Genomic DNA, 16,455 nt, shown 5'->3' with positions numbered 1-16,455 from the left:
AAGATGGGCCTTGTTAAGGTAAGGCCTTGGTATACTGGCAAAAACAGTGTTTTGGAGAGCCGGATGGCCCAGCTTTTAATCGACCTTCGCGGCAAATCCTTGGCCGAAGACGAAGCCCTGTGGCTGGCTCATGAGGCCTGCGCCGGTCTTATCCTCTTTACCCGCAATTATGAGAACCCGGCGCAGCTCAAGCAGCTTATTCTCGATTGCCGCACCGCCGCCGGTAAGCCCATTTTGGTCACGGTTGACCACGAAGGGGGCCGGGTGCAGCGGTTTCGAAGCGGCTTTACCCGTCTGCCAGCAGCAGGGGAGCTGCGCGCCCTGGCCGGGGATAACCTGGCGGTGGCCGAGTATCTGGCCTGGAGCTCTGGCCTGGTGATGGCCGCCGAGCTTATCGAAGTGGGAGTAGACATGAGCTACGCCCCGGTGCTGGACCTTGGCGTTAACCAGAGCGTGATTGGCGACCGCGCCTTCGGTGCCGATATTTTCTGGGTAACCCGGCTCTCGGCGGCCTACGCCAAGGGCATGCGTGACGGCGGTATGGCAAGCTGCGCCAAACACTACCCCGGCCACGGCCAGGTCACCGAAGACACCCACCTTCACCAAGCCATCGACAACCGTTCCCTCAAGGACATTGCCGCCACCGACGAGCAGCCGTTTCGGGCGCTTATCAAGGCTGGCAGCCTGGACGCCATCATGCCGGCCCACGTGATTTACCCGGCGCTGGATAACAAACCGGCCTCATCCTCCCCCTTGTGGCTGCAAGGAAGGCTGCGCGGCGAGCTGGGCTTTAGGGGCTTGGTGTTCTCGGACGACTTGAGCATGAAAGGCGCCCATGGCCTTGGCAGTCCTGCCGAGCGGGCAGTGGCGGCGAGCCTGGCAGGCTGCGATTTATTGCTGTGCTGCAACGAGCCGGCCAATTACCCGCCCATCCTTGCCGCTATTGCAGGGGAGGCAACTGTGGATTTTGACGCCCTTAGGGCCGGCCCGCTGGCGGTGAGCCTTGAAACCTTGGCCCGGGCTCAGTCGCTACTGGTTTCGATAAAGCAGCCACCGGCCTGACTGCGGGCTTGAAACAGCGCCCGGTCGGCCATTTCCATCAACTGCTCGTAGGGCAGGGCGGCTCTTACCTGCAGGCAAAAGCCGCCGGCGTGCACCTCAAGGGGTTTAGCCAGGGATCTCAGCTCGCTCATCAGCGCCTTGGCCAGGGTGTCGATGGCCTGGGGGCCGGGGCCGGCCAGGGCCACCATCAATAATCGCTGGGACAATTTCACAAACAAGGTGTCGGGCATGCCGTGGCTGATGGCCGAGCGCAGCTCGGCAAAGCGGTCGGCTGGCAGCTCGCCACGGCCGGAAAATTCCCACAAAATGACCGTTAAAAAGCCGCCGGCCCCGGCTTGGTTGGCGGCAAGGGCTGCCAGGGCGGTACGGCCCTGGCGCTCGTCTTGCCATTGTTGTTGCTGTTGCTCGCGCTGCCAGCCAATGGGGGTAAACAGCTGAGTGCTTTGCTGGCGCGCCAGGAGGGCGGCCACAAAGGAGGTGAAACGGTGCAGGTGGTTAAAGTAGCTGTCCATCCACTGCTCATCGAGGCTGCCGGTTACCATCAGCGCGCCGCGGTTAAGGCCCTGGTCTTTTAGCGGCAGCGCCAGCACCCCTTTGGCCGGGTCAAAAAAGTGTTGGCCGGCCCGCAGCACCCGCTGTGCTTCAGGGGCGCTCCAAAGCGGCCACACCGGTTCGGCCTCGGGCCAGTGGGCCCGCACCAATACCTGTTCAAAGAGGGTAAGGCTTTTAAGCCCCAGCTTGCGGCCAAGGAGGGTGAGGGTTTGTTGCAGCACCCGATCCAGGTCTTCAAAGCGCTGCTCCAAAAGGTTGGCGGCAAGTTCGCCCATCATCACCGCCAGTTCGCTTTCTTTTCTTAGCACCTGGGTTTGCCGCGCCACTTCGGCTTCCAGGCGCTTGTGCTGGTTATCCAGCGCAGCTTTGGAATCGGCCAGGGCCGAGAGCTGGCGCTCCCGCTCCTGGGAAAGCTGGTTAAGGGCTTCAACCAGGGTGGCCAGCTCGTCTTTCTCGTCGCCCTGGCGGTTAAGGGCAAAGCGGCTTTGCCCTTCTTTTATTTGCAGTGATAAGTCTTCCAGGTGGCGGGTGATCATCCGGCCCACCAGCATCACCATCAGCAGAGACACTAAAAAGGTCTTCACCCCTTGGGTCAGTACCAGCACCTCGGCGTGCTGCCACAGCTCGTCGTAAATGCGCTGGTAGCTAACCCCAACCTCCAGCTGGCCCAGCTCCTGGGTTGCCCGGCGCACCGCAAACAGCACCGTGTTGTCCTTGCGGCCGGGGTGGCCGAGGGTGGTGATGGTGCCTTCCGTGGTGACCAGCCTTGCCGATACCACGTCGGGGATGCGGGTAATGCCCTTTAGCTGCAACTCCACCTGGGACTGGTTGAGATCCCACACCGATTGGGCGAGGGCGGGCAGGGTAATGCTTTCTATCTGGTCGACCCGCTGGCGAAGCTCGGTCAGCTCCTGCTGGTAGCGGGCATAGAGGTTGACCAGCACAAACAGCAAGGTCAGTACCGACGAGTAGAGCATCACGCTCCACAAAAACCGGGTGCCAAGGGGCAGGCGGCGAAGGTTCATGGCCGGGGCCTCATTTGCAGCTCGAAGCGGTGGGGACCCTGGTAGGGGGTGTGCACCTTGCTCATGGCGCGAAAGTTGATATCCAGCCAGTCGTGGGCGGCCATCATGTTGAACAGCGCCGTGCCGGGAATGAGCAGGTGAAAGAGCGGCAGCTGAATTTGCAGGCCGTCGTCCTTGGCAAAATCAAAGCCGTTTTGGTAATCCACCAACAACACCAGCGCCAGGCCCGGCGCCATGAAGTGGCCACCAGCCAGGGCCGAAATGGCCCCGGAGCGGCGTAGCCGCAGCGCCTTGGCCGAGCTGTTAAAGGTGCCCACCAAAATGTCGCGGCCCGGTTCCAGGCCCTTGGCACGGATGGCGTCGATAGCGCCAAAGGCCATTTGGTCGTCTGCGGCCCACACCGCTTTGATGTCCGGGTATTGGGTCAGCAGTTGGGCCATCTGGCGGCGGGCACGGGATTCTTGCCAAAAGCCGTAGCGGATGGCGCGAAGCTTGAGCTCGGGGTGTTTACGGGTTGCCCAAAGGAGGCCGGCTTGGCGGTTAAGGCCGGCCGGGGTGCCCCTGTCGCCGGCAATGGCCACCAGCGGCACGGTTTTATTTGGCATCAGCCCGGAGAGGGCGCCTGCCACCTGCTCGCCTGCCTGGAGGTTATCCGGCACCAGGGTGCCAAGCCAGTAAGGGTAATGTTGGCGGGGCAGGCCCAGCTGTTGCTGCTGGCCTTGGTCGAGGTCGTTTAGCACCAGCATGATGGGGATCTTGGCGCTGTCGAACAACTTGACCAGCTCTACTCCCAGGCCCTTGTCGTTAACCGCCATCACGTAATCGGGTTTGTCCTGGCGGCGGCTAACGGCTTTGGCCAAGTCCAGCAGGGTTTTCTCGTCGCGGTTGCCGTGGAGGATCTCCACTTGTACGTCCAGGTCGGCAGCGGCCGCTATCAAAAACTGGTCGACATTTTCCCAGAAGGGTTCGTTGGCATAACCCGGGTTCAGGAAGGTCACCCTGGTAACGGCATGGGCCGCCAGGGGGGATAACAGCAACAACAGGAGAAGAACAAACCGCGCCATGGTGATCCTTTGTTATTCACAAGCATTTTACATGCTTCGTCCTGGGGTAAAAGCGCTATTCCCTTGTTTATTCAGGATGATTTTGGCTTGCACTAAAAAAGCGCCACGAAGGGCGCTTTTCTTTAACAAGGCTCAGCGAACTGGCCGTATCTGCATCAACACGCCCATGGCGGGGTTGTCGAAATAATGCCACTCGCCGCTTTTAAGGCGGCGCTTTTGGCGAAGGGTCTTCACCAGTAGCGGCTGGCCGTCGCCTTGCACGGTTTTAAGGTCCAAGGCCATGTCCACCAGCAGGTAGTGGTCTAGCGCCACCTGAATTTGCCCGGCAAGCTCCGGCACCATGGCCGGCATTGCTGTTGCGTCAACGGGGGCTTCGCCGGTTTGGGGCTCGGCAGGGGCGGCGCTCACATCCACAGCCGTGTTTTCGGCAACGGGTTGGAGTACATAACTGCCCAAGTCACGGCCCGCTTCCACGGCCATAGGCGTGGCGTAGCGGGGCTGCTTGGGGGCCAGGCGCCAGCCGGTGTGCAGCAGCACCCGGCCACCGGGCAGGCCGGTGAGGCGACTGGCAGCGTCGTCCAGTTTTAGCTCGTCGGCGCGCAGCAGGCGGGGCAATTGGCTGTCATCGTCTGTGCCGGTGGCCGCGTCAGGGGCGCTACCCACTATGGCTTGCGGCACGGCTGCGCAAGGCGGCGGGCACTGGGCGTTGATGGCATCGATGAGCAGCGGGTTGGTTTTGCCGTCTGGCAACGGGCGCGGCGGCCAGGTTTCGTTGCTGGCGTCCTGACGGGCCACAATCACCACTTCCACATCAAAGACGGTGGCGGCCATCAGTTGGCTTGATACCAGGGCGGTCAGCAGCACCCATCCTTTAAGCAGCTTTTGCATTTCGTGCCAAGTCCTCCAGAAGTTGCTGCACGTCGCCCAGGCGTTTGGCCGGGTCATCCAGTTGTTTCAATACCTTGAAACGGCTGGGGCCATCGAGGCGATAGAGTGACGGTTTTTGTTGTAAAAGGCCAATGAGATAGCCGGGGTCCACCGTCGTTTGTTCAGAAAAGTCGAGGGTGATGCCGCCCTTGGCCGAAGCCTCCACCCGGCTAAGGCCAAGGGTGTTGGCTTGCAGCCGAAGCTCGGTCACCGCCAACAGGTGTTTGGCGGCATCGGGCAACAGGCCAAAGCGGTCAATCAGCTCGATGTTAAGCTCTTTGAGCTCCTCGCTGTCTTTGGCCGAGGCGATGCGTTTATAGAGCTGCAACCGGGTGCCCACATCGTGGATGTAATCACCAGGCAGCAAGGCTGGCAGGCGAAGGTCTACCTCACACTGGTTGGCCAGCACCCCGGTGAGGCTAGGCTCCTTGCCGGCTTTGAGGGCTTCGACCGCTTCGTCCAGCATGTCCATATACAAATCAAAGCCGATGGCGGCAATTTGGCCGCTTTGCTCGTCGCCCAAAAGCTCCCCTGCGCCGCGAATTTCCAAATCTTGGGTGGCCAGCAAAAAGCCGGCGCCAAGGGCCTCGAGGGAAGAGATGGCATCGAGGCGCTTGATGGCGTCTTTGGTCATCCGCTTGGGGTTTGGCGTCATCAGGTAGGCGTAAGCCTGGTGATGGGAGCGGCCCACCCGGCCACGCAGCTGATGCAATTGCGCCAGGCCCAGGTTGTCGGCCCTGTCCATGATGATGGTGTTGGCGGTGGGTACATCGATACCGGTTTCGATGATGGTGGTACAGACCAAGAGGTTGTGGCGCTGGTGGTAAAAGTCCGCCATCACCTTTTCCAGCTCGCGCTCGCGCATCTGGCCGTGGGCAATGGAGATGCGGGCCTCGGGTATAAGGCCTTCGAGCATCTTGGCGGTCTCTTCGATGCTTTCCACTTCGTTGTGCAGGTAATAAACCTGGCCGCCGCGGCGAATTTCCCGTAGCACCGCTTCGCGCACCAGGGCTTTGTCGAATTCCCGCACAAAGGTCTTGATGGCAAGGCGCCGGGCCGGGGCGGTGGCGATGATGGATAAGTCTCGTATGCCGGACATCGCCATGTTGAGGGTACGGGGAATGGGAGTGGCGGTGAGGGTGAGGATATCCACCTCGGCCCGCAGCTTTTTGATGCTGTCTTTTTGGCGCACCCCAAAACGGTGCTCTTCATCGACGATTAAAAGCCCCAGGTGTTTAAAGCTGACGTCCTTTTGCAAGAGCTTGTGGGTGCCGATAAGGATGTCGACTTTGCCTTCTGCGGCGTCTTTTAAGATGGCCCTTTGCTCGGCCGGGGTCTGGAAGCGGGAGATGGCTTCGATACGCACTGCCACGTCAGCAAAGCGGTCACGGAAGTTCTCGAAATGCTGCTGGGCCAGCAAGGTGGTGGGCACCAGCACCGCCACCTGCTTGTTGTTGGAGACGCTGATGTAGGCGGCGCGCATGGCCACCTCGGTCTTGCCAAAGCCCACATCGCCACAGACTAGGCGGTCCATGGCTTTGTTGCGGGTCATGTCCCGCACCACCGCATCGATGGCATCTTGCTGATCGTCGGTTTCCTCAAAAGGAAAACCGGCGGCAAAGGCGGCATAGCCGTCGTCATCAAAATGGAAAGCAAAGCCCGGCTTGGCTTCGCGCCGGGCGTAGACGTCCAACAGTTCTGCCGCCACGTCGCGCACCTTCTCGGCCGCTTTGCGGCGGGCTTTTTCCCAGGTTTCGCCCCCTAAGCGATGGAGCGGCGGCTCCTCGGCGCCGGCGTAGCGGCTGATGAGGTTCAACGCCGCCACCGGCACATAGAGCTTGTCGCCCTTGGCGTATTCGAGCATCAAAAATTCAGTGTCGATGCCGCCAGCGCTTAAGGTCTCAAGGCCCATGTAGCGGCCGACGCCGTGCATGCGGTGTACCACGCTCTGGCCGATGGAAAGCTCGGCAAGGCTGCGAATAATGGCGTCGGTGTTGATGCCCTCATCGTCTTTTTTGCGGCGTTTGCGTTGCAGTACCCGGGGGCCGGTCAGGGCCGCTTCCGGTACCAGCCTTAGCAGCTGGCCTTGGTACTGAATGATGCAGCCTGCTTCCAGGGGCGCCACCAAGATGCCGTGCTCGCGCTGGGGGGCCGCCAGCCAGTCGGCCAGCTTTTTGATGCGCGCCGGTTGGATGCCGGCCTTGGCCAGCAGCACCGCCAAGGCTTCGCGGCGGCCTTCGGATTCGGCCACAAAGAGCACCGGGCCTGGGGTGCTTGCCAGCCACTCGGTGAGCTTGTGCAGGGGCTGCTCGTGCTTGGCGTCAATAGAGAGTTCCGGCAGGGGCTGGGCGCCAGCGTCATGGACGCCGCCTTTGCCTTCGACCTCGCCGCCCTGGTGCAGGGCCAAGCGGGGGTAGTGATTGAGCGCGGTAAAACAGTCGCTGGCCTCTAAAAACAAGGTCTTGGGGGCGAGGATGGGGCGCAGCCGGTCGTGGCGACGCTCCTCGAAACGGTATTCAAGGTCGGCCCAGAAGGCGGCCATGGCGCTTTCCAGGTCGCCAATGGTGAGAATTTGGCTGCCGTCCGGCAGGTAATCAAAGAGGCTGGCGGTGTCGTCAAAAAAGAGCGGCAGGTAATACTCGATGCCGGGGGGCTGCTGGCCCTTGGACACCTGCTGGTAGATGGACTCTGGCGCCGTGGGCGCGTCAAAGCGGGCCCGGTAGTTTTTACGAAAACGCTCGATGCCGACATCGGTTAATGGAAACTCGTGGCCGGGCAGCAGGCGTATCTCTTCCACCTCACCGGTGGAGCGCTGAGACTCCGGGTCAAAGCGGCGCAGGCTGTCTACTTCATCGTCAAAAAAATCCACCCGGTAGGGGCTGGACTCACCCATGGGGTAGAGGTCAATCAGGCCGCCGCGCACCGCAAACTCGCCGTGTTCCATTACTTGGTCGACCAAGCGGTAACCGGCGTTGCTGAGCTGGCCGCGCAGGGTTTCCAGGGGCCGGGTCTCGCCTTTTTTAAGCAGCAAGGTGGCGCCGTCCACATAGCCGCGCGGAGCAATGCGGCCCAGAAGGGTGGTGACCGGCAGCACCATCAGCCCGCTTTGTTTCAACGGCAGCTGATAGAGGGCGGTGAGGCGCTCGGAGATAATGTCCTGGTGCGGCGAGAAATTATCGTAAGGCAGGGTCTCCCAGTCGGGAAACAGCTGCACATCGGGGCTCAGGGCGCTGAGGGCTTCGACTAGGCGGTTGGCGCTGGGGCTGTCGCTGGTCACCAGCAGGGTAAAGCCGTTGTGGCGTTTGGCAGCCTCTAAAATGGCCAATACCTGAGCGTCACCGGCCAGGTTTATCCAGTGTTGACGATCGCCACCGCGCGCCGGCAGCGCCAAAGATTCCAGTGCCTTCATTACATCCTGTCTTGTTGTTTGAAAAGCGCGGGCCGGGGCGGTTTGGCCGCCCCGGCCCTTTATCATCAATCGCGGTAGATCTTCAGCAGATCCCCGTAATGGTCAACCCGCCGGTCACGAAGGTAGGGCCACCAGCGCCGTACCGATTCGCTTCGGGCTAAGTCTACCGGCACTACCACGCTGAGCTCGGATTCGGTGTCGGCCTCAAAGAGGTATTCCCCCTGGGGCCCGGCCACAAAGCTGGTGCCCCAGAATTCGGTACCGGGGCCGCCGGCCGGGTCGGGCTCGTGGCCAACCCGGTTCACCGATACCACCGGCACGCCGTTGGCGATGGCGTGGGCGCGCTGGATGGTCACCCAGGCGTTGCGCTGGCGGTCTTGCTCGGCTTGGTCGTCGTCCGGGTTCCAGCCGATGGCGGTGGGGTAGATGAGCAGCTCGGCGCCGCTCATGGCCATCAGCCGGGCCGCTTCCGGGAACCACTGGTCCCAGCACACCAGGATGCCCAGTTTGCCTACCGAGGTCTGGATGGGCTCAAAGCCCAAGTCGCCGGGGGTGAAGTAAAACTTCTCGTAGAAACCCGGGTCGTCGGGGATATGCATCTTGCGGTATTTACCGGCGATGGTGCCGTCCTTTTCCAATACCACGGCGGTGTTGTGGTAGATACCGGGGGCGCGGCGCTCAAAAAGGCTGGTAACAATCACAATGCCCAGTTCTTTGGCCAGTTCCCCAAACAGCGCGGTGCTGGGGCCGGGGATGGGTTCGGCCAAATCAAAAAGGTCGGTGCTTTCTACCTGGCAAAAATAGAGGCTGCGGTGCAGCTCTTGCAGCACCACCAACTGGGCGCCGTTTTCGGCGGCGTCCCTGATACCCTCGATGGATTTGGCCAAGTTTTGGTCCAGGTTGCCGGTGCAGGCGTGCTGCACCAGGCCAACGTTGATGATGCTCATAGTTCCACTCCGGGGGGCAGCAGGCTCAGGGTGCCCTGGGGCAGCTGCATGGTCACGCAGTGCAGGCTGCCGTGTTGCTTGATAAGGGGCAGGCAGTTCAGGCCCACCACGTCAAAGCCCGGGAAGGCTTCGCTGATGGCAGCCAGGGCTTCCTCGTCGCGGTCGTCGTTGTAGACAGGGACCAGCACGGCGCCGTTACAAATCAAGAAGTTGGCATAGGTAGCGGGCAGGCGCTGGCCTTCATCGTCATAGACTTCAAAAGGCCAGGGCAGGGGCACCAGTTTATAAGGCTTGCCGTCGGCGTCGGTCATGGCTTCGAGCTCGGCTTCCATTTTCTGGAAGGCCTCGAAGTGCTCGTCTTGCTCGTCGTCGCATTTAACGTAGGCGATGACGTTATTGGGGCAAAGGCGCGCCAGGGTGTCGATATGGCTGTCGGTGTCGTCACCGGCCAGATACCCGTGGTTCAGCCAGTTGATTTTCTCGGCGCCAAAATCGGCTTTGAGCTGGGCCTCGATTTGCTCTTTGGAGAGATGCGGGTTGCGGTTGAGGTTGAGCAAACACTCGCTGGTGGCGAGCAGGGTGCGGTCACCGTCAAACTCGATAGCGCCGCCTTCCAGCACCAGCGCTTTTTTCTCAACCGGCACCGCAAAAGCGCCCAACTCATCGAGGCGCGCCGTGATTTGGTTGTCCAGGGCCGCGTCAAACTTGTTGCCCCAACCGGTGAAGGTGTAGTCCAGCAGCTTGAGGCCTTCGGGGGTTTCTACCGTCAGCGGGCCGTGGTCGCGGGCCCAGGTGTCGTTGCTGGGCACGCCGTAGACCATAAAGGCGTCGTCGCTGATGCCAAGGGCCAGCAGCTTTTCCTTGATGGATTCGACTTCGTCTTCGGGCGCGGCGATAAGCACATCGGCGTAGTCGCTGATCACATAGGCCAGGGCCTCATACAGCGGGATCACCTCGTCCAGCATGTGGTCCCAGTCGGTGTTTTTGTGGGGCCAGGTGAGCAAAACCCCATCCAGGCCTTCCCATTCAGCAAGCAGGCGTTGCACTTATCACTTCTCCTCGTTGCGCTCACGGCGAGCGCGCAGTTGATCGCTTTGGGTTTGCAGTGCCAGGCGAACCAGTTTTTCACGGTCCGAGTCTAGCAAGCTAACGTATTGAAAGTAGGCGTATTCATCATCCTGGTTAACCAGGGTGGCATAACCCGTTACCTGGCCCAAGGGCAGGCGCAGGGTCACTTTGGCGGTTTGCCCTTCGATGTCGCTGTGGGGGATGGAAAACCCGCCGGCGCTAAAATGCACGGTGCGCCGCCAGTGTTTGTCCTGCAAGTCTTGGCTTAGCAGCGTTTCGCTCAGCAGCTCAAGCTTTTGCTGATGCAGCAGCAGCAGCCTTGCCAGGGGCGACTGGCGCTCGTCTTTGAGCTCGGTCAGCAGCAGCTGTTCCTGCTCGGCCAACAGATCGAGCTGTTTTCGAAGGGGCGGCAAGCTGTCGGCCAACTGCTGGGTGTCGGGCACGGCAGCGGTGCTACTCAACCAGTCGAGGTGAACGTCGCAGCCCAAACGGACACTGAAGTAGTCGTCAAAAAGGCGATCGGCCATGGCAGCTTGCTGTTCATATTGAAATAAGTCCCGTATTATCCCGTAACTTCCTTTGCAAATAAAACCTCTAATAACGGGATGTTCCGACCTGCCTCGCTCTTCATAGCCACCCGCTACCTGCTTCGCGGCCAACGGGGCGGCTTTGCCAACTTCGTCAATTTATTTGCCCTGTTCGGTGTCACCTTAGGGGTGATGGTGCTGACCGTGGTGCTGAGCGTCATGAACGGCTTTGAAAGTCAGCTCAAAAGCCGCCTTTTAGACCGGGTGCCGCACCTTTTAATCAGTAGCGAGCAAGGCTACAGCGATTGGCCCAAACGGGCCGAGGCGCTGGAAAACCAAAAAGGGGTGAGGGCGGTGGTGCCCTATATTGACGGCGAAGTGATGCTGCAAAGCCCAGAGGGTTTGCAAGGGGGCTGGCTGCAAGGGCTGTGGCCCACCGATCCGCTCCCCGACAATGCCACCAAGCCGCAAGCCGGCCAATACCAGTTGGTGCTGGGGGTGGGCCTTGCCCGCAAACTCAAACTGCTGGTGGGTGATGTGGTGCGGGTCTACCTGCCGGGGCGCAGCATCTACACTCCCCTTGGCCGGTTGCCGGCCCAGCGCCAGTTCACGGTGATTGCCGTGGTGGACTTGGCCTCTGAGCTTAACGACGTGCTGGCCATCACCAACTACCAGGACCTTCGCCGCCTCTACGGCAAAAGCCCAGAGGGGGTCGACAAACTCAAGGTGACCTTGGCTGACCCCTTTGCCACCGACACCTTCAGCCATCTTGCCAAACCCGGCGAAAGCCTTTGGGACTGGCGCGCCCGTTACGGCGATTTCTTTGCCGCCGTGGCCCAGGAAAAACGCACCATGTCCATGCTGCTGGTGCTGATCATCGCGGTGGCCGCCTTTAATATCCTGGCGGCGCTGGCGATGCTGGTGTCTGACAAGCGCCGCGATATTGCGGTGCTGGCCAGCCTTGGCATGACCCCCAAAGCCCTTAAGCGCATTTTTGTGGCCCAGGGCATTGGCACCGGGGTGTTGGGCTCGGCCCTTGGCTTGTCTCTTGGCTTTTTGGTGACAGAGCACCTGAATCTGGCGCTGAACCTAGTGGGGCTGGGTGGCATGGCCTTTGGCTACGGGCCAGAGGGGCTGCCGGTTATTCGTGAGCCGCTGCAAATGGGCCTTATCGCCCTTTTTGTGGTGGTGATTTGCGCCCTGGCTACCCTGGCACCTGCCCACCGGGCGGCTCGCATCGACCCGGCCGTGGTTCTGACGGAACGAGATTAAACAAGGTCGCCGCCAGTGCGGCGCTGATTGAGGATTGAACGTGCTTCGCTGTAAACAGCTGACCAAGATCTACCACGACGAAGGGATGGACACGGCGGTACTGACCGGTGTCAACCTCGGCGTTGAAGCCGGTGAGACCCTGGCCATTGTTGGCTCGTCGGGTTCGGGCAAGAGCACCTTGTTGCACCTGATGGGCACCCTGGACCAACCCTCCAGCGGCCAGTTGCTGTTTGACGGCGAAGACATGCAAGGCTGGAATGAAGAAACCCGCTGCCGCTTTCGCAACCAGCACCTGGGGTTTGTCTACCAGTTTCATCACCTGTTGCCGGAGTTCTCGGCCCTGGAAAACGCCGCCATGCCGGCCCTTATCCAGGGTGACAGCCCGGCCAAGGCCACCGAAAGAGCCAAAATGCTGCTCGACCGGGTCGGGCTCAGCCACCGCCTTAACCATCGGCCCTCGGCGCTCTCCGGCGGCGAGCGCCAGCGGGTGGCCATCGCCCGGGCGCTGGTCAATTCCCCGCGCTTGGTGCTGGCCGACGAGCCCACCGGTAACCTCGATGAAACCAGCGGCGAGCAGGTCTACCAGCTTATTCAGGAGCTAAACCAGGAGTTTGGCATCGCCTTTGTGGTGGTCACCCACGACCGCAGCCTCGCCGCCAAAATGGGCCGGGTGTTGGCCCTTAAAAAAGGGGTGCTGGAACACCCATGATGCTCAGTTTCCACTTGGCCTGGCGCCAGTTTCGCCAGGGCCACCTCAACCGCCTGCAACGTTTTTTACGTACCGCTGCCGTCAGTGGTGTGGCCCTTGGCTGCCTGGTGTTGGTGCTGGTGCTAAGCGTGATGAACGGCTTTCAAAAAGTGCTGACCGAGCGGTTTTTGTCCCTAGTGCCGCAGGTGGAGCTTATCGCCATGGGCGGCCAGTTAAAGCGCCCCCAGAGCCTTACCAGCCTGGCCCAGGCCGACCCGCAAGTGGCGGCGGTAGCGCCTTTTCGCAGCATCAACGCCCTGGCGGTAAGCGGTGAGCACTTAAACGCCCTTGCCCTTAGGGGCATTGATTTGGAAAAAGAAATTAAGGTCTCCGGCCTTGCCCGCTACATTACCCCCGAGATGATCAAGGCCTTTGAAAGCGAGCCCAACGCCCTCATCCTCGGTGACGCCCTGGCCAAGAAGCTTGGCGTCAAGGTTGGGCAAAAGCTCAGCATCTTGGTGGCCCCGCCCGGTAGCGGCGGCCTTTCTACCCCCCGGCGCCACCAGTTGACCCTGGTAGGAGTGGTGAAAATTGGCGGGCAACTGGATTACAGCCTGGCCTACATGCCCCTTGCCACCGCCAACGGCTGGAACGACAGCAGCCATGCCCAGGGCCTGCGCCTTAAGGTGAACGATGTGTTTGCGGCCGACCGGGTCGCCAGGGACATCGGCTTTCGCGCCCACGAAGCCCTGTACATGGACAACTGGACCCGCACCCAGGGCCATTTGTACCAAGACATTCAAATGGTTCGGGTGATCATCTACCTGGTGGTGGGGCTTATCATGCTGGTGGCGAGCTTTAATATCATCTCGCTGCTGATGGTGACGGTGCGCGAAGAGGCGCCGCAAATCGCCATGCTGCGCTCCATCGGTTGCCGCCAAAGTACCATCAGCCTGCTGTTTTTGTGGCGCGGCTGCCTTCTGGGCGGCCTCGGGGTGGTGCTGGGTACCGGCTTTGGCATCCTGCTGGCCTGGGCGTTGCCGGGGTTGTTGTCTTTCTGGCAGCAGCTGACCGGTAAAACCATCCTGGCAGGGGACATCTATTTTACCGACACCATCCCTACCCAAATTCTGCCGGGCGACGTGGCGGTCACCGCTTTGTTGGCCCTGGCGGTGGCCCTTATCGCCACCCTTTATCCCGCCGTCCACGCCAGCCGGTTGCAGCCGGCAAGGGTGCTCTCAGGCGCATAAAAAAGCCCCGCATTGCGGGGCTTTTTTTATCGGCGCTGTTCTTTTCGTTTCTGCCAGCTCTTGGCCACCGAGTAGCGCCACAGCCAGGAGATCCCAAAATACCCAATCAGCGACGCCACACTGGCGCAGACCAAGCAGCCCAACAAAAAGGCCGGGCCAACGGTCTCGATGCTGCCCACCAGCCAATCCCAAGTGGGCTCGAAATGGAATTTGTCGCCATGGCGGCCAAGGATCAAGGAACCCACTTTATAGACCCCATAAAAGATGGGGGGCATGGTCACCGGGTTAGTGAGCCAGACCAGGGCAACCGACAGCGGCAGGTTGACCCGGAATAAAATGGCGCCACCGGCGGCCAGCAGCATCTGGAAAGGAACGGGAACGAAGGCAAAGAAGAGGCCAACGGCGAAGGCGCCAGCCGCACTGCGACGGTTCAGGCACCACAGGTTGGGTTCATGGACCAAACTACCGAAGATCTTCAGGTGTTTGTGGTTACGGATCTTGGCGTGATCCGGCATGAACCGCTTTATCGTTTTCTTAGGCATGAAGCTCTATTCACTCCAGGGAACCACTTAAGGGATGAAAGTCTTGCCTTTACTGAGCTGGCTGTCAGGGATGATAACCCCGTTGTTATGGGAGCAGCTGCCGAGCCTGGCAACCTTGGCCGCTTTCGCGTGCTTGGCGCTGGCATTGCTGGGGCTCAAGTGGCGCCACCTGGCGGTTTTCCTGGTGGGCGTTTGTTACACCAGCCTGGTGGGTTACCACCAGCAGCCACCGGCGCTATCCGCACAGGACCATAGCATAGAAGGCACTGTTCTGGCAGAAGAAGCTGCACTTTACGTGCAAATTTATCGCCTTGATGACCAAGCGGTTTCCCCCTTTTTAGCCCGCCTTGGCTGGTATCTCGACGAGGAAAAACCTGTGCCCGGCCAGGTGCTGGCGGCAAGCGCCAGGCTAAAGCCCCTTCGCCACCGCTTAAACCCCGGCAGCCGCGCCAGCGCCAGGCGTGACAAAGCCATGGGGCTGGTGGCGGTGGGCTATGTCAAAGACGTGGTCGCCATCAGGGGTGAGGCTAACTGGCAGTGGCGCTGGCATCGCTACCTGGAGCGGCAATTGGCCGGCTTTGGCCAGCAAGGGTTGATGCTGGCGCTCTTGAGCGGCGACAGGCCGCTGATGGCAACCGACACCCGGGCGCTGCTGGCCCAAACCGGCACCGCGCACCTGCTGGCTATCTCCGGGCTTCATGTGTCGTTGGTGGCGATGCTGGGGCTCTTTTTAGGGCATTTACTGCCGGGAAATGGCCGGCGCTGGGGCTGGCTGCTGGGATTACTGATGGCCGGACTCTATGCCTGGCAGTCGGGGCTGGCGCCGCCGGCCCTTCGCGCCTTGGTGGCCCTTGGCGCCTGGGTGCTGTGGCTTGGCTGGCGCCGGCCCTTGCAAGGGGCAAGGTTGTGGCTGGGGCTTTTGAGCCTTTTTGCCACGTTCAATCCCATGGTGCTGCTGGACTCGCGGCTGTGGCTGTCGTTTTTCGCCGTCGCCCTTATTTTGCTGGTGCTGTGGCGCTTTCCCGGGCGCGGCTGGCGTTCGCTTATCATCTTGCAGCTAGGGCTCGGGGTACTGATGTGGCCGCTGCAAAGCTGGCTCTTTGGTCAAGTGCCGGCCTTTGCCCTTATCGCCAACCTCTTGGCGGTGCCCCTTATTAGCCTGCTGGTGATGCCGCTGCTGATGGCGGGGCTGGTGGTGCCGGGGCTTTGGTGGCTGGCTGACCAGTTGCTGGCTTTGCTGATGATTGGCCTTACCTGGTTGCCAGGGGAGATGCCGGCGGCCTGGCTGGGATTATTATTGCTGCCCCTTATCGCCGCCTTACCCCTCAATGGCCGTAGCCGCCTGGCGCTGGGGCTCTGTTGGTTGATGGCCTGGGGGCTTCGGCCACAATCCAGCGGGGTGTGGTTTTTGGACGTAGGGCAGGGCACCAGCACCGCCCTTATCGCCCCAAAGGCCATGGTGCTGGTGGACACCGGCCCTGGCCTTTGGGCCACCGATGGTGCCAGGCGCCTGGCTGCCAGCCACCCGCTGGCGCTATTGGTGCTCTCTCATAGCGATAAAGACCATGTGGGTGGGCGCGCGGCCTTTGCTGCGCCTGTTTTGGCCGGGCAGCCCGAAAACGGCGAGGCGCCTTGTATCGCCGGGCAGCGCTGGTTTTGGCAAGGCGGCGTGCTGGAGACCCTATGGCCAGAGGCGCCTGGCGGCGAAGACAACGACCGCTCCTGCGTGCTCTTTACCCATATCGCCGGGCACTCCTTGCTGCTGACCGGGGACATCAGCCAGAGCAGTGAGGGGCTACGGCAGTGGCCCGAAGCCGACTGGCTGGCGGTGCCTCATCACGGCTCAAAGAGTTCGTCTTCCGAGGGTTTTATCCAGGAGGTGAACCCGCGCCTGGCCGTTTTTAGCCGAGGCTGGCAAAACCCCTTTGGTTTTCCGGCACCACAAGTGTTGGCCCGCTACCGCGCCAACGGCAGCGCTATCTGGGATACCGGCCGCCAAGGGGCGCTTTTTTGTGCAAAGAGTGGGTGCCAGGGCCTTAAAGCATTGTGGTGGGAGGCTACTGATGTTGGCGAAGCCAAGCGCTGCGGCTACACTAGCGGCCTCAAATGCAAAGAACCTTGA

Annotated in this window: 13 protein-coding genes; 5 read left to right on the top strand and 8 right to left on the bottom strand. The window is 61.1% G+C overall.

The window, feature by feature from the left end:
* Window positions 1–63: 63 nt before the first annotated feature.
* On the top strand, window positions 64–1,062 hold the full coding sequence (gene nagZ, locus AC22G1_RS11360) for a beta-N-acetylhexosaminidase (protein WP_487313480.1): 999 nt from the start codon (window positions 64–66) through the stop codon (window positions 1,060–1,062).
* Here nagZ and AC22G1_RS11355 read toward each other — a convergent pair.
* The 7 genes from AC22G1_RS11355 to AC22G1_RS11325 form a co-directional block, all read right to left on the bottom strand.
* A complete protein-coding gene (locus AC22G1_RS11355) occupies window positions 1,023–2,639 on the bottom strand; it encodes a hypothetical protein (protein ID WP_487313479.1) in 1,617 nt (538 codons plus the stop codon). The two genes, nagZ and AC22G1_RS11355, sit on opposite strands and share 40 nt — an antisense overlap.
* Window positions 2,636–3,703: an ABC transporter substrate-binding protein gene (locus AC22G1_RS11350; RefSeq protein ID WP_487313478.1), complete on the bottom strand. Its 1,068-nt coding sequence runs from the start codon at window positions 3,701–3,703 to the stop codon at window positions 2,636–2,638. Before AC22G1_RS11350 ends, AC22G1_RS11355 begins: the two co-directional genes overlap by 4 nt.
* A gap of 132 nt (window positions 3,704–3,835) precedes the next feature.
* Window positions 3,836–4,591 carry a CsiV family protein gene (locus AC22G1_RS11345; protein ID WP_487313477.1) on the bottom strand — a complete coding sequence of 252 codons (756 nt, stop codon included), beginning with the start codon at window positions 4,589–4,591 and terminating at the stop codon, window positions 3,836–3,838.
* Window positions 4,575–8,039, bottom strand: coding sequence for a transcription-repair coupling factor (gene mfd, locus AC22G1_RS11340; protein ID WP_487313476.1), 3,465 nt, complete (start codon window positions 8,037–8,039; stop codon window positions 4,575–4,577). The genes AC22G1_RS11345 and mfd overlap by 17 nt, the downstream gene beginning before the upstream one ends.
* Before the next feature lie 65 nt (window positions 8,040–8,104).
* Window positions 8,105–8,986 carry a carbon-nitrogen hydrolase gene (locus tag AC22G1_RS11335; RefSeq protein ID WP_487313475.1) on the bottom strand — a complete coding sequence of 294 codons (882 nt, stop codon included), beginning with the start codon at window positions 8,984–8,986 and terminating at the stop codon, window positions 8,105–8,107.
* Window positions 8,983–10,032, bottom strand: a complete 1,050-nt coding sequence (locus tag AC22G1_RS11330) for an agmatine deiminase family protein (protein WP_487313474.1) — start codon at window positions 10,030–10,032, stop codon at window positions 8,983–8,985. The genes AC22G1_RS11335 and AC22G1_RS11330 overlap by 4 nt, the downstream gene beginning before the upstream one ends.
* A 3-nt stretch (window positions 10,033–10,035) precedes the next feature.
* The gene (locus AC22G1_RS11325) at window positions 10,036–10,581 is read right to left on the bottom strand and encodes a hypothetical protein (protein WP_487313473.1); all 546 of its coding nucleotides are present in this window, start codon (window positions 10,579–10,581) and stop codon (window positions 10,036–10,038) included.
* Window positions 10,582–10,659: 78 nt separating this feature from the next.
* On the opposite strand from AC22G1_RS11325, the gene AC22G1_RS11320 reads away from it, so the two are divergent.
* The 3 genes from AC22G1_RS11320 to AC22G1_RS11310 all read left to right on the top strand — a co-directional run bounded on the left by AC22G1_RS11320 (window position 10,660) and on the right by AC22G1_RS11310 (window position 13,791).
* Complete coding sequence (locus AC22G1_RS11320; protein WP_487313472.1) at window positions 10,660–11,853, top strand: ABC transporter permease; 1,194 nt, start codon at window positions 10,660–10,662, stop codon at window positions 11,851–11,853.
* A gap of 85 nt (window positions 11,854–11,938) precedes the next feature.
* Entirely contained in the window at window positions 11,939–12,562 is a 624-nt protein-coding gene (locus AC22G1_RS11315) for an ABC transporter ATP-binding protein (RefSeq protein WP_232338737.1), read from the top strand.
* Complete coding sequence (locus tag AC22G1_RS11310) at window positions 12,559–13,791, top strand: FtsX-like permease family protein (RefSeq protein WP_487313471.1); 1,233 nt, start codon at window positions 12,559–12,561, stop codon at window positions 13,789–13,791. Before AC22G1_RS11315 ends, AC22G1_RS11310 begins: the two co-directional genes overlap by 4 nt.
* A gap of 26 nt (window positions 13,792–13,817) precedes the next feature.
* On the opposite strand, the gene AC22G1_RS11305 is transcribed toward AC22G1_RS11310, so the two are convergent.
* Complete coding sequence (locus AC22G1_RS11305) at window positions 13,818–14,306, bottom strand: DUF2062 domain-containing protein (protein ID WP_336407661.1); 489 nt, start codon at window positions 14,304–14,306, stop codon at window positions 13,818–13,820.
* A gap of 61 nt (window positions 14,307–14,367) precedes the next feature.
* Here AC22G1_RS11305 and AC22G1_RS11300 point away from each other — a divergent pair, with 61 nt between their 5' ends.
* Complete coding sequence (locus AC22G1_RS11300) at window positions 14,368–16,455, top strand: DNA internalization-related competence protein ComEC/Rec2 (RefSeq protein WP_487313470.1); 2,088 nt, start codon at window positions 14,368–14,370, stop codon at window positions 16,453–16,455.

This window comes from Gallaecimonas zhanjiangensis, assembly GCF_057624825.1.
This window is presented reverse-complemented; position numbering and strand designations above follow the sequence as displayed.

Excerpts from the sequence above, each read along its gene's own strand:
- AC22G1_RS11345 (WP_487313477.1), bottom strand. The coding sequence starts at position 4,591 with ATGCAAAAGCTGCTTAAAGGATGGGTGCTGCTGACCGCCCTGGTATCA.
- AC22G1_RS11305 (WP_336407661.1), bottom strand. The coding sequence starts at position 14,306 with ATGCCGGATCACGCCAAGATCCGTAACCACAAACACCTGAAGATCTTC.
- AC22G1_RS11335 (WP_487313475.1), bottom strand. The coding sequence starts at position 8,986 with ATGAGCATCATCAACGTTGGCCTGGTGCAGCACGCCTGCACCGGCAAC.
- AC22G1_RS11300 (WP_487313470.1), top strand. The coding sequence starts at position 14,368 with ATGAAAGTCTTGCCTTTACTGAGCTGGCTGTCAGGGATGATAACCCCG.
- mfd (WP_487313476.1), bottom strand. The coding sequence starts at position 8,039 with ATGAAGGCACTGGAATCTTTGGCGCTGCCGGCGCGCGGTGGCGATCGT.
- AC22G1_RS11350 (WP_487313478.1), bottom strand. The coding sequence starts at position 3,703 with ATGGCGCGGTTTGTTCTTCTCCTGTTGTTGCTGTTATCCCCCCTGGCG.
- AC22G1_RS11355 (WP_487313479.1), bottom strand. The coding sequence starts at position 2,639 with ATGAACCTTCGCCGCCTGCCCCTTGGCACCCGGTTTTTGTGGAGCGTG.
- AC22G1_RS11320 (WP_487313472.1), top strand. The coding sequence starts at position 10,660 with ATGTTCCGACCTGCCTCGCTCTTCATAGCCACCCGCTACCTGCTTCGC.
- AC22G1_RS11325 (WP_487313473.1), bottom strand. The coding sequence starts at position 10,581 with ATGGCCGATCGCCTTTTTGACGACTACTTCAGTGTCCGTTTGGGCTGC.
- AC22G1_RS11310 (WP_487313471.1), top strand. The coding sequence starts at position 12,559 with ATGATGCTCAGTTTCCACTTGGCCTGGCGCCAGTTTCGCCAGGGCCAC.
- AC22G1_RS11315 (WP_232338737.1), top strand. The coding sequence starts at position 11,939 with ATGGACACGGCGGTACTGACCGGTGTCAACCTCGGCGTTGAAGCCGGT.
- nagZ (WP_487313480.1), top strand. The coding sequence starts at position 64 with ATGGCCCAGCTTTTAATCGACCTTCGCGGCAAATCCTTGGCCGAAGAC.